A 14,604-nucleotide genomic window follows, 5' to 3' on the forward strand; every position below is an offset into this window, starting at 1 on the left:
AACAACATGTGGGGGATGCGGCAACGCATGGCCCCAAAAGGGCGATTGTGGCAGGAATGTGGCGGCGGCTTATCGCTGCGTCTGCAAAAAATCGGACAGCGCACCAAGATCGGGTAGGGCGGCGTATCGTGGGTGTCCCTCGGGCGCGTCGGCCGCCTCCAGATCCCAGGCCAGATCATGGGGCACGAAGACACCAAAGCCGCCTGCGTCAATCATCGGGCGCACATCGGATTTCATTGAATTGCCAATCATCATGCCGCGGTCAGCGCCGCCAAAGCTCTCAAAGATGCGGGCATATACAGCCGGGGTCTTGTCCGACACGATCTCGACCCCATCAAACAGGTCACCCAGACCGGACTGCGCCAGCTTGCGCTCTTGATCCAGCAGATCGCCCTTTGTAATCAACAGGACCGGGCCGTGTTCCTTGGCGCGGGCCACGGCCTCGTCCGCGTGGGGCAAAAGGTCGATGGGATGGCGCAGCATATCCTGACCCGCCGCGATCAGATCGCCAATGACATCTCCCGGCACCCGGTTCTCGGTCACCTCAAGGGCCGTTTCAATCATCGACAGGACAAAACCTTTGACCCCAAACCCGTAGTGCCCAATGTTGCGCCGCTCTGCGGCCAGCAGTTGCGCATCCAGATCGGGCACATCCACATGTGGGGCCAACAACTCGGCAAACCGCTCCTGCGTCAGCTTGAACACACGCTCATTGTGCCACAGCGTGTCGTCTGCATCGAACGCTATACATGCCGTTTCAAAACCCATTCCGCTTTTTGTGACGCGACATTCCCGCGCCGCCCTCTTTCCTAAACACGCCCTTGCGTTATATAGGGTGATCCAAGCTCACCAAGAGATTCCCGTTTATGAGGACGCGCATGCAGTCTGACATGCACATGATGGCACCCAAGTCGGCAGGTCCGGCGGATGATGATGGCGACACCGCCGTCGTCACCGAAACCAAGCCCAAGACCAAGCGCCCGCCGCTCTACAAGGTGCTGCTTTTGAACGACGATTACACGCCCATGGAATTCGTGGTGCATGTGTTGGAACGGTTCTTTGGCCTCAATCACGCGCAGGCATTTGAAATCATGCTGACCGTGCACAAGAAGGGTCTCGCCGTTGTCGGTGTCTTCAGCCACGAGATTGCCGAGACAAAAGTGGGGCAGGTCATGGACTTTGCCCGCAGGCATCAGCACCCCCTGCAATGCACAATGGAAAAAGAGGAATAGGCCGCCTAGGTGCTAGGTGATCGTCTGCCTCTGGCGCTCGATGCGATGGACGCATGGGGCAATGGCCCCGTGGCCGTTCTGCATCCGTCTGAGGAAGCCGACCTGTCTGCACTGCCCAAGGACCGGGTGCACGTCGTGTCGCCCCTGGTCATGGTGTGCGACCGTTTTGAACAGATGGGGTATTCCGTCTCGCCGGAGTTGCCCAAAGACACCCGCTTTGCCGCCAGCATCGTCTGCCTGACCCGCGCCCGGGCCGAGGCGCAATCGCTCGTCGCGGCCGCCATGGCCCAAACCGATGGCCCCGTGATCGTCGACGGGCTAAAGACTGACGGCGCAGATTCCATGCTGAAGGCGCTGCGCAAACGGGTCGAGGTGGGCGCACCCATCTCCAAGGCGCATGGCAAGATCTACTGGATGGCCGGTGTTGCCGATCTCTCCGATTGGGCTCGCGGCCCGGAACTGCATCCCGGTGGGTTCTGGACTGCGCCAGGGGTGTTCTCTGCTGACGGAGTCGATCCCGCGTCTGAAATGCTGGTTGGGGCATTGCCCGAAGCCATGGTGGGCACCGTCGCCGATCTGGGCGCAGGCTGGGGCTATCTCTCGGCGCATGTCCTGACCCGTGATGTCAAAGCCGTGCACCTTGTCGAAGCACATGACATGGCGCTGCAATGCGCCCGCCACAATGTGACGGACCCTCGCGCGCAGTTTCACTGGGCGGACGCTGCCGTATGGTCACCACCTGAAAAGGTCGATGCGGTCATCATGAACCCGCCCTTCCACAAGTCGCGCAGCGCTGATCCGTCCCTCGGGCGGGCCTTCATTGCCAATGCGGCACGCATCCTGCGTCCCCACGGGGCGCTGTGGATGGTCGCCAACCGGCACCTGCCTTACGAAGATGCCCTTGCGTCCCATTTCACCAAAGTGGTTGATCTGGACGGCGATGCGCGGTTCAAACTGGTGCGGGCCGAACGGCCAAAGAAAAACAAGGGGTAGCCCCATGTCCTTTTCCATCAACGGCAAGACCGCGATCGTCACAGGTGCTGCCAACGGCATTGGCCTCGCCATCGCCCGGCATTTCGCGGATCGCGGTGCGAACGTGATGTGCGCCGACATGGATGAAAAGCGGCTGCACGAAGAGTTGGGCGATGTCGCCGAAGAAGGGAACATCCGTTACTTCGCTGGCGACCTGCGGCAACGGCTGACCATCGCCAATCTGGTCTCGGCCACCATTGACGCCTTTGATCAGATCGACATCCTTGTGAATGCATCCCGTCAGGTCATGGAAACCGACGCGCTGGACCCCGAGGATACCTCTGTCGAAACCTTGCTCGAACAGAACCTGATGACGGCCCTGCGGCTGAGCCAGCAGGTGGCGCGGCGCATGATCAAACAGGCCAAGGACAATGAGGATGCGGCCTGCGTCGGGTCGATTATCAACCTCAGTTCCATCGCTGCGCATCAGACACGTCCCGAGTTGCTTGGCTACTCCATTGCGTCTGCCGGTCTTGAGCAGATGACGCGGTCCATGGCCCTTGCGCTGGCCCCAGAACGTATCCGCGTGAATGCGGTAGCCTTCGGGTCTGTCATGTCGGCCTCGCTCAAAGCCTCGATTGCCGATAACCCTGACTGGCGTGAGACCATCGAGGGGCACACGCCTTTGCACCGGATCGCGAGCCCGACGGAGCTGGTGGATGCGGTGCAGTTTCTGGCCTCAGATGGATCCGGGTTCATGACCGGGGATGTGATGACCGTGGACGGGGGGCGCAGCCTGCTCGACCCGGTTGATGCGCCAGCGCATTAGAGTTTGCGCTTGGCCCCGCGGGGACCGTTGGGCTAGAAATCTGTCAACCAAGCAGGACAGCCCGCCATGACCGAACAGTTCGATAGCCAGAAAACCCGCGCCGCTGCGTGGTTCCGTCAGTTGCGGGACGATATCGTGGCTGCATTTGAAAAGCTGGAAGACACCCAAGGCACTGGCCCGATGTCCGATGAGGCGCCCGGGCGGTTCGAGGTGACGGACACCAAGCGCACGTCCGACGATGGATCAGACGCGGGCGGTGGGCTGATGAGCGTGATGCGCGGGGGGCGTGTGTTCGAGAAGGTTGGGGTGAATGTCTCGACCGTCTACGGCACCTTGGGCGAACGGGCGCAGAATGCCATGGCGGCCCGTAAGGGCATTCCGGGGATGAAGGATGACCCGCGGTTCTGGGCCTCGGGCATCAGTCTGGTTGCCCATATGCAGAACCCGCATTGTCCGGCGGTACACATGAACACGCGCATGTTCTGGACGCCCCATGCGTGGTGGTTCGGAGGAGGGTCCGACCTGAACCCCTGCATCGAGTACGCGGATGATACGGCGCATTTCCACGCCCAGCAGAAGGCCCATCTGGATCCCCATGGGGACGCCCATTATCCGCGCCTCAAGGAGTGGGCGGACGAATACTTCTATATCCCACACCGGAACCGTGCGCGGGGTGTCGGGGGCATCTTCATGGATGACCACTGCACCGGCGACTGGGAGGCGGATTTTGCGCTCACCCAGGACATCGGGCGGGCCTTTTTGCCAGCGTATCTGCCTCTGGTCGAGAAGCGTCGGGTGCAGGACTGGGACGAGGATCACAAGCACAAGCAACTTGTGCATCGCGGGCTCTATGCCGAGTACAACCTGGTCTATGATCGGGGGACGAAGTTCGGGCTTGAGACGGGGCACGATGCGAACGCTGTGCTGATGTCCTTACCGCCTTTGGCGAAGTGGGTGTGATTTGTCCCCGCGGGGACAAGCTGTTCGCGGCCTTATCTGAAGATTAATCTGTCTGTGAATGCGTCGTGTTTTCAGCGGGTTGAGCGCCGCACGGTTCGATATGCCTATTTTAACCCTGCGCGTTGCACCCTCGTGCCCAACGGGGTGTGGTTTTTTGAATGTCGGCGGGCGGCTCTGTTTGCGCGGTGCGCAAAGGCGCCCGCCCGCCGACCCGTTCAGCTTTCGAAACTGGCCAGAACGCTTGGGACATTGAGGTCCGTGGCGCTGCCTGCGATCTGACCTGAGGGCGCGTGGATACGGGTGTTGATGAACCCGTCTGCGACTGCAGAAGGCGCTTGGCGGATCAGAACGGAGGCCGCCAGAAGAAGCGCCGTGCGTTCGGCAAAGGCGCGCGCCTCGTGTTCGGCAGGCAGAGCAGGCCAGCGGGCGCGATGGTCTTTCAGGGCCTGGTCGTAGCGGGTGTCCTGCCCGGTCGCACTGTCGAGGTCTGTTGTCAAAGCGTCTCCAGCCTCTGGCTCGCGCGCCAGTGTGCGCAGTATGTCGAGGCAGATCACGTTGCCGGACCCTTCCCAGATGCTGTTCAGAGGCGCTTCGCGGTAATACACTGGCATAGGCGTATCCTCGACATATCCCATACCCCCCAGCACCTCCATCGCCTCCAGGGTCACGCGCGGGCATAGCTTGTTGTTGAGGAATTTGGCGAGGGCCACCGCGATGCGGGCAAAGGGGCGGGCCGCTGGATCGTCGAATGCTTTGGCGACATGCAGTCCAAGGTGTGTCGCAGCCTGCCAGTCGAGGATCAAATCGGCGAGCACGGCCCCCATCAATGGCTGGTCGATTAGGGTTTTCTGGAACGCGCGCCGGTGCCGCGCCCAGTGCATGGCGTGGGTCAGCGCCCCACGCATCAGCCCCGCGGGCGCGATGGCCGTGTCTAGACGCGTGTGGTGCACCATTTCGATGATGGTCTGTACGCCGCGCCCCTCGTCGCCGAGTTGATAGGCGAGGGCGTCGTGATACTCGATCTCTGACGAGGCATTCGCCTTGTTGCCCAGCTTGTCCTTGAGCCGCATGAGGTGGATTGCGTTCCGGTCGCCCTCAAGCCAGCGTGGGACCAGAAAGCAGGTTAGCCCCTTGTCTGTTTGGGCGAGAGTCAGGAAGCCGTCGGACATGGGAGCAGAGCAGAACCATTTGTGACCCGTGAGCCGCCAGTGATCGCCATCCGGCGCAGCGCGCGTGGTGTTGGCGCGCACATCCGAACCGCCCTGTTTCTCGGTCATGGCCATGCCAAGTGTCGCGGATGTTTTTTGATCGATTGGCAGGACGCTGGGGTCGTAAGAGCGGGCTGTCAGCTTGGGCACCCAGGTAGCGGCCAGTTTTGGATCAGCCTGCAGGGCGGGAACAGCGGCATAGGTCATGGTCAGCGGGCAGCAATGACCCGGTTCAACCTGGTTGGCCATGTAGACCATCGCGGCATGTTCCACGTGGCTGCCGCTATCCCAGGCGGTCGCGGCATAGCCTGCGCCTTGGCTGAGTGACATTATCTGGTGATAGGCGGGGTGAAACGAGACCTCGTCCAACCGCCGCCCGCCTGTATCGAAGAGGGTCAGTTCCGGTATATGCCGATTGGCCGCTTGTCCTGTTGCACGTGTGTCGGCCCGCCCCAAGGCAGCGCCATACTCTTTTAGGTGATCGGGCGCGGTCGTGACCAGAATGGGATCGTCTGCAAACAGGTTCACATCACCCAGCGGGTCAGGCTGGTTTTCGACCTCATGCGTGGGCAGATGACGGCGCGGTGTGGGCATGGTGCAAGCGTGCTGCTTTGCCTCTGAGTCGGTCAAGGCCTGAGCCTATTGTTGAGAAAAGCGGTGTCGGTCCGCTCTTCCCTGTTTTGAAAAATCCTCCCCGAAGGGTCGGGTGGCAACTGTGCCGTTCATTGGGGCTCTGCCCTCGGTCTGCGACCTCCCCCGAGGTTTACTTGGCAAAGTGAATTTGGATCAGTGCCAGTCGAAGAAGCCGGGGCCTGCGGATTTCAGAAGGTCTTGGGCCAGGTCGGTGCCCATAGTTGCACCATCTGCAACGGGTCCCTGGCGGGTACTGCTGATCGCGTCCGAGCCGTCGGGGCGCAGGACTTCGCCGGTGAGGGTGAGCGTGCTGCCGTCAAGCGTGGCAAGCCCGGCGATGGGGGTTTCGCAGGAGCCATCGAGCGTAAACAGGAACTGGCGTTCAGCTGCGAGGCGCTGGCCCGTTGGTGTGTCGTGGATGGCCGACAGCATCTCGGCTGTATTGGTGTCATCGATGCGCCGTTCGATCCCGATGGCCCCTTGGGCGATGGCCGGCAGCATATCGGATGGTTCGATGGGCGTGGCTGGCACGTCGGTCATGTTCAGCCGGCTGAGGCCCGCGCTGGCAAGGAAGGTGCAGTCTGCCACGCCGTCTGCCAATTTCTGCAGCCGGGTTTGTACATTGCCGCGGAACTCGACGACGTTCAGGTCGGGCCGCTTGTGCAGGAGTTGCGCCCGGCGACGCAGGGACGAGGTGCCGACCGTGGCGCCTTCGGCCAGATCGGTGATCCGTGTCAGGCTGTGCGACACAAAGGCGTCCCGCACATCTTCGCGCGGGAGGAACGTGTCGAGGATCAGACCGTCCGGCTGGACCGTGGGCATGTCCTTTGTCGAGTGGACGGCGATGTCGATACCGCCCTCGAGCAGCGCGTCTTCAATTTCCCGTGTGAAAAGGCCCTTGTTTCCAATCTCTTTCAGCGGGCGATCAACGGCGATCATCGACCGATTGTCGCCCGTCACCTTGATCACAACGATCTCGAACGCCTCTTGGGCCACGTCGAAGGCGCTGCTCAGACGCTGGCGCGTCTCATAGGCTTGGGCAAGGGCGAGGGGGGATCCGCGGGTTCCGATCTTGAGCGGGGCGGATGGAGTTGGTAGGCGCACGGTCATGACTTTATCTTTTAGATGTGTCAACTTATGTTGACAACTGGAAACGAATAGACAGGGGCGTGTGTGATGAAAGATGGCGGGACCGGCAAGACCATTTTGCGGGCTTTGGCGGGTGAGGTGTTGCCGACGCCACCCATCTGGATGATGCGGCAGGCTGGGCGTTACCTGCCCGAATATCGCGCGACCCGCGCGCAGGCCGGTGATTTTCTGTCGCTGTGCTACAACCCGGAGCTGGCGGCCGAGGTGACGTTGCAACCGATCCGTCGCTATGGGTTCGACGCGGCCATTCTGTTTGCTGATATCCTGCTGGTGCCGCAGGCGCTGGGCGCTGATCTGTGGTTTGTGACCGGTGAGGGGCCGCGCCTGTCGACCATTACCGATCAGGCGGGCGTGGATGCGCTGAAGCCTATGGATGACATTCACGAGACTCTGAACCCGATCTACGAGACGGTGCGCATTCTGCGGCAGGAGCTGCCGGAGGAGACGACGCTGATTGGTTTTGCTGGCGCGCCGTGGACTGTGGCGACCTACATGATCGCCGGGCGCGGGACGCCGGATCAGGGGCCGGCACATGCGTTGATGCAGGGGGATGTCGTGGCCTTTGAGGCGCTGTTGGCGCGGATTACGGCCGCTACGATTGAGTATCTTGCGGCTCAGATCGAGGCCGGGGCCGAGGTCGTGAAGATCTTTGACAGTTGGGCAGGGTCTTTGAAGGGGGAGGCATTTCAGAAATACGCTGTTGCGCCCTGTGCCGAGATCACGGCGGCGCTCAAGGCGCGCTATCCCCACATTCCGGTCATCGGCTTCCCGCGGGAGGCGGGGGATGGGTACATAGGGTTCCACAAGGCGACGGGCGTGGATTGCGTGGCGCTGGACAACTCGGTATCGCCGGACTGGGCGGCGGCCAATGTTCAGACCAGCGGCTGTGTGCAGGGCAACCTGGCCTCCTCGCACATGGTGACGGGTGGTCAGGCGCTGATAGACGAGACGCGGGCCATTGTGCAGGCGTTTTCCAAGGGGCCGCACATCTTCAATCTGGGTCACGGGATCACCCCGGATGCAGACCCGGACAACGTGGCGCTGATGATCGAAACGGTCCGGTCCACAAAGTCCTGATTTCTGTCTTGACGACACTGAGGCGCTGGCATAGGTCACGCCTCCATGGCGCGGTAGCTCAGCTGGTTAGAGCGCTCGACTCATAATCGAGAGGTCGGGAGTTCAAGTCTCCCCCACGCCACCATCATCCACCGGTACGTCTGCTTGGGATGCTGGGCCCGGACAGGGGCCCGACTTACACGCATCGCCATTGGCGTTCCGCTGAGTGCGCGCGTTCAAGCCTCCCCAAGCTACTGACCTATTCCAATGTGCAAACCATGGGTGTCAGTTCGCTGCATTAATCACAGGGTTTTTTGGACGGCACCTAGTCCTGATCCAGAGCAGAGGATTGCAACGACACTAACACCGACGCGGCGCGTTCCGCATCTGGCGCAGGAACGAAGACGTGGTCGTGGTGATAGGCTGCAACCACATTGCAACTTATGCCTGCTTCGGCCAGCGCCACTGCTACAGCCGCAGTCAACCCGATGCCTTCGAGGTCTGAATACACGTTCAGCGTAATCTGGCGCATTTCCAATGAAACATCGTATCCCAGAGTCGCCGCGGTGCCGGCAGGCAGGATGAGTGTCGCCCCCTCGGCCTCGCGGACCAGTGCAAATGCGTCTGACGGTATCGCCGCGGGCGCCGGATCGCTGCAAAACACCCAAGTGCCCGGGCGCAGATCGGGGGCCATGCCTGCGATCATGGATTGGGTCTCTTTCACTGGCATAGTGCTGCCTTTCACATCTTTAAATCCAAGTTTCGCAGACGCTGAAACCGAAGCACCCCAATTGAACGTTCCGGCTTGCCCTTCAATGTTCCTGACAACATGCAATGGAAAGGCGTTCCCATGAAGACTCAAACCCGGTGCGTTGTGATTGGCGGCGGCATTGCCGGTTGTTCCACCCTGTATCACCTGACGCAAGAAGGGTGGACGGATGTGGTGCTGGTCGAGCGGGACGAATTGACCAGCGGCACCACGTGGCATTCGGCGGCGCAAGTGACGAACTTTGGCATGAACCAGACGATGGTGGGCCTCAAGACGCATTCCATCAACCTGTATCAGGAACTGCGTGACGATCCGGATTACCCGGTGCAGTACAATCACGGGGATGGCGGCATCCGGTTGGCCAACACCGAGGCGCAGATGGATGGCTATCGCCATTTCGCGTCCATGGCGCGGGGCATGGGGGTGGAGTTCGAGGTGATTGACGCCGAGGATTGCGCGCGCCGCCATCCGCTGATCTCGACCGACAACCTGTTGGGCGGGCTGTGGGACGGGAATGACGGAGATATTGACCCGGCCTCGCTTTGTCAGGCGCTGGCGCGGCGGGCGCGCAAGGCAGGGGCGGAGGTCTATCGTCAGACGAATGTGACGGGGCTGACCCAATTGAAGGACGACAGCTGGATCGTTCATACAAACAGGGGCGATATCGCCTGCGAGGTGGTGGTAAACGCCTGCGGCTACCGGGTGAACGAGGTGGGCGCGATGATGGGGGTGCACCACCCCGTCATGTCGATGGAGCACCAGTACTTCGTGACCGACGAGATCCCCGGCATCGTGGCGGCAGGCCACCGGATGCCGCTGTTGCGTTGCCCGATCAGCGACTACTACTGCCGTCAGGAAAAGAACGGCCTGCTGCTGGGGTTCTACGAACAGGATTGCAAGACCTGGGGCATGGACGGGATTTCGCCGGACTTTTCCAATGATCTGTGCCCGGATGATTTGGACCGGATCACGGATGTTTTGGAGGGTGCCTTTGCCCGTATGCCCGCACTGACAGAGGTGGGGATCAAGAACGTCGTCAACGGACCGATCACGTACACCATCGATGGGGCGCCTCTGGTTGGGCCGGTCCCGGGCAAGAGAAATGCGTTTTGCATCATCGGGTTGCGCGCCGGGCTGGGTGAAGGCGGCGGCCATGGTTGGCTGCTGGCGCAGCAGATCGTGCATGGGGAAGCGTGCTATGACACGTGGTGTCTCGACCCTCGCCGGTTCACCGGACACGGCAACGTGGAACTGACCGCGCTGAAGGCCATTGAGGATTATCAGAACGAGTTTCGGTTCCATTTCCCGAATGAGCATCGCCCTGCAGGGCGGCCCATGAAGACAACACCGCTGACCCCGGTGTTGGCAGCGGAAGGGGCAGAGTTCACGGTCGTGAATGGCTGGGAGCGGGCGGAGTACTTCAAGCCGTCGCCTGACTTTGACGTGACGCACGGGTTCCAGTTTGACGAGGCGTTTGATGTCGTGGCCGAGGAAGTAACGGCGGTGCAGACCGGTGTTGGCCTGGCTGAGGTCAACGGGTTCAACCGGATCGAGATCACGGGGCCGGATGCACACGACTTCCTTGACCACGTGATCTGTGGGCGAGTGACGCGGAAGGCGGGCAAGGTGGGCCTCGGTTATTTGCTGAACCATCATGGTTGCGTGAAGGGCGAGGCGACGATTGCCAATATCCCTGATGGGCCTGTCTGGTATGGGTCGGCGGCCGCTGCCGAGTGGCATGACATGGACTGGCTGCGCGCACATGCGGACAGGTTTGACGTGTCGTTTCAGTCGCTTACGAACGGCTGGACGATCCTCGTTCTGGCGGGGCCACAGGCGCGAGATGTACTTTCAGCCGCCTCTCGTGGCGATTGGTCAGCGGCGGCGTTCCCCTGGTTGTCGGTGCGCCGCGCCTTTGTTGGGATTGCGCCTGCGGTCGTGATGTCAGTCAGCTTTTCGGGCGAGTTGGCGTATGAAATCCATGTGCCGAACAACCAGCTTTACGCTGCCTATCTGGCGCTGCGCGCGGCGGGTGAGGCGCATGGGCTGCGCCTGTTCGGGGCGCGGGCGGTCGAGTCCATGCGGATGGAGAAGGGGTATCTGCATTGGAAGGCCGACTTGATCACTGAGTTCGATCCGTTCGAGACCGGGCTGGACCGGTTCGTGAAGATAGACAAGGATTTCGTGGGCAAGGCGGCGCTTGAAATGCGGCAGACCAAGGGGCCGACGGCCAAGCTGGTGAGTTTGCAGATCGACTGCACCACCTCGCACGCGCAACCGGGGGCATCGTTGATGCAGGATAACTGTGTCGTGGGGGCTGTAACCTCGGGCGACTGGGGGCATCGGGTTGGGATGAACCTTGCCTATGCCTTTGTGCGTCCTGATTTGGCAGCGCAAGGCACTGAAATCACGGTGGATATGTTGGGTGAGCTTGTGCCGTGCAGGGTCGTTGCACCCGGCCCGTATGATCCCGAAACAACCCGTCCGCGTGGCTGAGCAGCATCGGCCAAAAGCGGCGATATAGTTACAAAGGCGGGTGACAGATTTAGTTGCGTTGCATAACAATCTCTCTGGAAGAGCGAGTCAGGCCGCACGTGCCCGACCGGATAAGGGAGGAAATTCATGTCACTTACACGCAAATCATTTCTGAACATGGTCGGCGCTGCCGCGTTCGCCATCGGCTCCGGCACCGCCGCACTGGCGCAAGAGGTGACGCTGAACCTGCACCAGTTCTTGCCCGCGCAAGCCAACGTGCCCAAGCTGGTGCTGGATGTCTGGGCTGACAATGTCGAAGAAGCCTCGGGTGGGCGGATCAAGGTGGATCGCTATCCATCCATGCAGCTGGGCGGGCGCCCGCCAGAGCTGATGGACCAGGCCATTGATGGTGTGGCGGATATCGTCTGGACCGTGGTTGGTTACACGCCGGGACGCTATCCCAGCACCGAGGTGTTCGAGCTGCCCTTCATGATGACAGATGCCCGCGCGATGTCATCCGCCTACTGGCAAATGTTTGAAAAGCATATGAAAGATACCGAGTTCAAGGATGTACATATCCTTGGGACATGGGTGCATGGGCCGGGCATGATCCACACCAACACCGAAGTGAAGACCCCGGCCGATATGGCCGGCCTCAAGATCAGGGGCGGGTCGCGCACCGTGAATACCTTGCTGGAAAAGATGGGATCTACCCCTGTCGGGATGCCTGTTCCTGCCGTGCCTGAGGGTCTGAGCAAAGGTGTGATCGACGGCACCACGATCCCGTGGGAAGTCACGGGTGCCCTGAAGGTACCGGAACTGGTGGGCAATCACACCGAGTTTGAAGGCAATGCCCTGTACACGCTGACATTTGTGCTGGCGATGAACAAGGATCGCTACGAGTCCCTGCCTGCTGATCTGCAGAAGGTCATTGATGACAACTCCGGTCTGGAGTTCAGCATCTTTGCCGGTGGCACGCAGGCGGACTCAGATGGTCCGGCCCGTCAGGCTGCTGTCGACAACGGCAACAATATCGTGACCGTGTCGGGTGGTGATCTGGAAGCATGGCGTACCGCAGCGCAGCCCATCTATGACGAATGGGTGGCTGATATGGAAAGCAAAGGTATCGACGGGCAAGCCCTGATCGATGAGGCGCGCGCGCTGATGGATGCCTACGAAGGCTAACCGTTTTTTTACCTTTGAAGTCGGGCCGTGGCAGAGATGTCGCGGCCCGATTTTCCAATAAAATGAGGCGGGTATGCACGAGGTGGTGAAATGGCTGTCGCGGATGTCGGCGGTGATCGGGGGGATCGTTCTGGTCATTCTGATCCTGTTGACCACGCTGTCGATCATCGGGCGCGAGCTGTCGAAGCTGGGGCATTCCATGGCCGATGGCTGGATGGTCACCTTGGGTGAATGGCTGGTAGCGACCGGCGTGGATGAAATCAACGGCACCTATGAGCTGACCGAGGCGGGTGTCGCCTTTGCCATTTTCGCCTTTTTCCCGGTCTGCCAGTTCTACGGCAATCATGCGACTGTGGACGTGTTCACATCGTCTATGCCGCGCCGTCCGCTGGGCTGGTTGCGCGCCTTTTGGGAGGTCGTGCTGGCCATCGTCATCGTGTTCATCGCCTTGCGCCTGTACGAAGGCATGCTGCGCTATCTGGGCAATGGTGAGACGACTTTGTTCCTGCAATTTCCGGTCTGGTGGGCCTATGCCGCGAGCGTGGGTGCCGCAGCCATTGCGAGCCTGACGGCTGTTTACTGCGCCTGGGCGCGGCTGGTGGAAGCCGCGACGGGTCGCCACATCTTGCCAGAGGGTTAACGGGCCATGGACTGGATTCGCGAGATTGTCCAATTTCTGGGCCTGACCCGGCTGGAACTGGGCTTCTGGTCGTTCCCTATTCTGCTGGGCCTGATTTTTTTGCGGGCGCCGATTGGGCTGGCCATGTTCCTGATGGGCCTGTTGGGCTGGATATTCGCGATGAACGGCAACCCGACGCCGATCCTCGCCAAGCTCAAATCCGAAACCTACACCACATTTTCTAACTACTCGTTAACCATCATCCCGATGTTCCTGCTGATGGGTCAATTCGCCACCCTGTCGGGCATGTCGACCGCGCTGTTCAAGGCGGCAGAGAGCTTTTTGGGTCACCGCCGGGGCGGGGTTGCGATGGCATCCGTGGGGGCCTGCGCCGGGTTCGGGGCGATCTGCGGATCGTCGCTGGCGACGGCCGCCACGATGAGCCGCGTGGCCCTGCCGGAGCTGAAAAGATACGGATATTCAGGGGGATTCTCGACCGCGACGCTGGCCGCGGGCGGTACGCTGGGCATCCTGATCCCGCCATCCGTGATCCTTGTAATTTATGCGATCATCACCGAACAGAACATTGCCAAACTGTTCCTGGCCGCCTTCATCCCCGGTATTCTGGCGGCCATTGGCTATGTTATCACCATCTCGATCTATGTGCGGCTATATCCGGACAGCGCGGGCACGCGCGCGGCGGTGCCGATGGCGGAACGCTGGAAGGCGCTGGCCGAGACATGGCCGGTTCTGGCGATTTTCGCGCTGGTTGTGGGCGGGATCTATGCCGGGTGGTTCACCCCGACCGAGGGCGCCGCCGTGGGCGCTGCCGGCACAGGGCTGGTTGCGCTGATGGGCGGCAACCTGACGTGGCGCGTGCTGGGCGAAGCCCTGATCGGGACGGCCAAGACCACCGCAATGATCTTTTTCATTGTGTTGGGCGCGTCGCTCTACAACAACTTCCTCGCCCTGTCGGGCGCACCGCAATGGCTGGCTGATTTCGTTTTGTCCCAAGGGTTTACGCCCATCCTGGTGCTGAGCGTGATCCTGTTGTTCTACCTGATCTTTGGCTGCGTGATGGACAGCCTGTCGATGATCCTGCTGACGGTGCCGATCTTTTTCCCGGTGATCTCGGGCCTTGATTTCGGGATGACGCCCGAACATGTGGCGATCTGGTTTGGCATTCTGGTGCTGATCGTTGTGGAGGTCGGGTTGATTACGCCTCCGGTGGGGATGAACCTGTTCATCATCAATGCGATGGATCGCGAGACGCCGATGACCGAGACCTACAAGGCCGTTCTGTTCTTTGTCGGGTCGGACATTTTCCGGGTGATTCTGCTGGTCGCTTTCCCGGCGATCACGCTGTTCCTGATCCCATGACGCGCAACGTTCGTTGGTCTGAACGGCGGGTTTTGCCTGACACAGGCGTTAACGCCATGAAAACAAGGGCGACGGGCCTGTCACCATCCGTACACCCCCTGTGCACCCCCCGTACACCGGCTGGGGCGTTTTCGGCG

General features: G+C 61.0%; 13 protein-coding genes and 1 tRNA gene. 10 read left to right on the forward strand and 4 right to left on the reverse strand.

Going from position 1 to position 14,604, the window contains the following annotated elements; all coding sequences use genetic code 11:
- Nucleotides 1–69: 69 nt before the first annotated feature.
- Nucleotides 70–768, reverse strand: a complete 699-nt coding sequence (locus tag IE087_RS04815; RefSeq protein WP_189368127.1) for an HAD family hydrolase — start codon at nucleotides 766–768, stop codon at nucleotides 70–72.
- 110 nt (nucleotides 769–878) lie between these two features.
- Here IE087_RS04815 and clpS point away from each other — a divergent pair, with 110 nt between their 5' ends.
- From clpS to hemF, 4 genes are all read left to right on the forward strand, one after another.
- Complete coding sequence (gene clpS / locus IE087_RS04820; protein WP_189368128.1) at nucleotides 879–1,232, forward strand: ATP-dependent Clp protease adapter ClpS; 354 nt, start codon at nucleotides 879–881, stop codon at nucleotides 1,230–1,232.
- 9 nt (nucleotides 1,233–1,241) lie between these two features.
- Nucleotides 1,242–2,225 carry a class I SAM-dependent methyltransferase gene (locus tag IE087_RS04825; RefSeq protein ID WP_229801263.1) on the forward strand — a complete coding sequence of 328 codons (984 nt, stop codon included), beginning with the start codon at nucleotides 1,242–1,244 and terminating at the stop codon, nucleotides 2,223–2,225.
- Between the two features lie 4 nt (nucleotides 2,226–2,229).
- Nucleotides 2,230–3,033: an SDR family NAD(P)-dependent oxidoreductase gene (locus IE087_RS04830; protein WP_189368129.1), complete on the forward strand. Its 804-nt coding sequence runs from the start codon at nucleotides 2,230–2,232 to the stop codon at nucleotides 3,031–3,033.
- 66 nt (nucleotides 3,034–3,099) lie between these two features.
- Nucleotides 3,100–3,993: an oxygen-dependent coproporphyrinogen oxidase gene (hemF, locus tag IE087_RS04835; RefSeq protein WP_189368130.1), complete on the forward strand. Its 894-nt coding sequence runs from the start codon at nucleotides 3,100–3,102 to the stop codon at nucleotides 3,991–3,993.
- A gap of 215 nt (nucleotides 3,994–4,208) precedes the next feature.
- Here the strand turns inward: hemF and IE087_RS04840 are convergent, their stop codons facing one another.
- Nucleotides 4,209–5,795: an acyl-CoA dehydrogenase family protein gene (locus tag IE087_RS04840; protein ID WP_189368131.1), complete on the reverse strand. Its 1,587-nt coding sequence runs from the start codon at nucleotides 5,793–5,795 to the stop codon at nucleotides 4,209–4,211.
- Nucleotides 5,796–5,987: 192 nt separating this feature from the next.
- Nucleotides 5,988–6,944 (reverse strand): hydroxymethylbilane synthase, encoded by a 957-nt coding sequence (gene hemC, locus IE087_RS04845; RefSeq protein WP_189368132.1) that lies wholly within the window; start codon nucleotides 6,942–6,944, stop codon nucleotides 5,988–5,990.
- Nucleotides 6,945–7,010: 66 nt separating this feature from the next.
- On the opposite strand from hemC, the gene hemE reads away from it, so the two are divergent.
- Nucleotides 7,011–8,060 carry a uroporphyrinogen decarboxylase gene (hemE, locus tag IE087_RS04850; protein WP_189368133.1) on the forward strand — a complete coding sequence of 350 codons (1,050 nt, stop codon included), beginning with the start codon at nucleotides 7,011–7,013 and terminating at the stop codon, nucleotides 8,058–8,060.
- A 47-nt stretch (nucleotides 8,061–8,107) separates the two neighbouring features.
- Nucleotides 8,108–8,184: transfer RNA gene (locus IE087_RS04855), tRNA-Met, on the forward strand.
- Nucleotides 8,185–8,364: 180 nt separating this feature from the next.
- On the opposite strand, the gene IE087_RS04860 is transcribed toward IE087_RS04855, so the two are convergent.
- Entirely contained in the window at nucleotides 8,365–8,769 is a 405-nt protein-coding gene (locus tag IE087_RS04860) for an ACT domain-containing protein (RefSeq protein ID WP_189368134.1), read from the reverse strand.
- A gap of 120 nt (nucleotides 8,770–8,889) precedes the next feature.
- Here IE087_RS04860 and IE087_RS04865 point away from each other — a divergent pair, with 120 nt between their 5' ends.
- The 4 genes from IE087_RS04865 (at nucleotide 8,890) to IE087_RS04880 (ending at nucleotide 14,467) form a co-directional block, all read left to right on the forward strand.
- Nucleotides 8,890–11,304: a GcvT family protein gene (locus IE087_RS04865; RefSeq protein ID WP_189368135.1), complete on the forward strand. Its 2,415-nt coding sequence runs from the start codon at nucleotides 8,890–8,892 to the stop codon at nucleotides 11,302–11,304.
- A gap of 126 nt (nucleotides 11,305–11,430) precedes the next feature.
- The gene (locus tag IE087_RS04870; RefSeq protein WP_189368136.1) at nucleotides 11,431–12,468 is read left to right on the forward strand and encodes a TRAP transporter substrate-binding protein; all 1,038 of its coding nucleotides are present in this window, start codon (nucleotides 11,431–11,433) and stop codon (nucleotides 12,466–12,468) included.
- Between the two features lie 73 nt (nucleotides 12,469–12,541).
- Nucleotides 12,542–13,108, forward strand: coding sequence for a TRAP transporter small permease (locus tag IE087_RS04875; RefSeq protein WP_189368137.1), 567 nt, complete (start codon nucleotides 12,542–12,544; stop codon nucleotides 13,106–13,108).
- 42 nt (nucleotides 13,109–13,150) lie between these two features.
- Nucleotides 13,151–14,467 (forward strand): TRAP transporter large permease, encoded by a 1,317-nt coding sequence (locus tag IE087_RS04880; protein ID WP_189368345.1) that lies wholly within the window; start codon nucleotides 13,151–13,153, stop codon nucleotides 14,465–14,467.
- The last annotated feature ends 137 nt before the right edge of the window (nucleotides 14,468–14,604 follow it).

The sequence above is a fragment of the Tateyamaria omphalii genome, from assembly GCF_014651375.1.
GTDB classification, from domain to species: domain Bacteria; phylum Pseudomonadota; class Alphaproteobacteria; order Rhodobacterales; family Rhodobacteraceae; genus Tateyamaria; species Tateyamaria omphalii.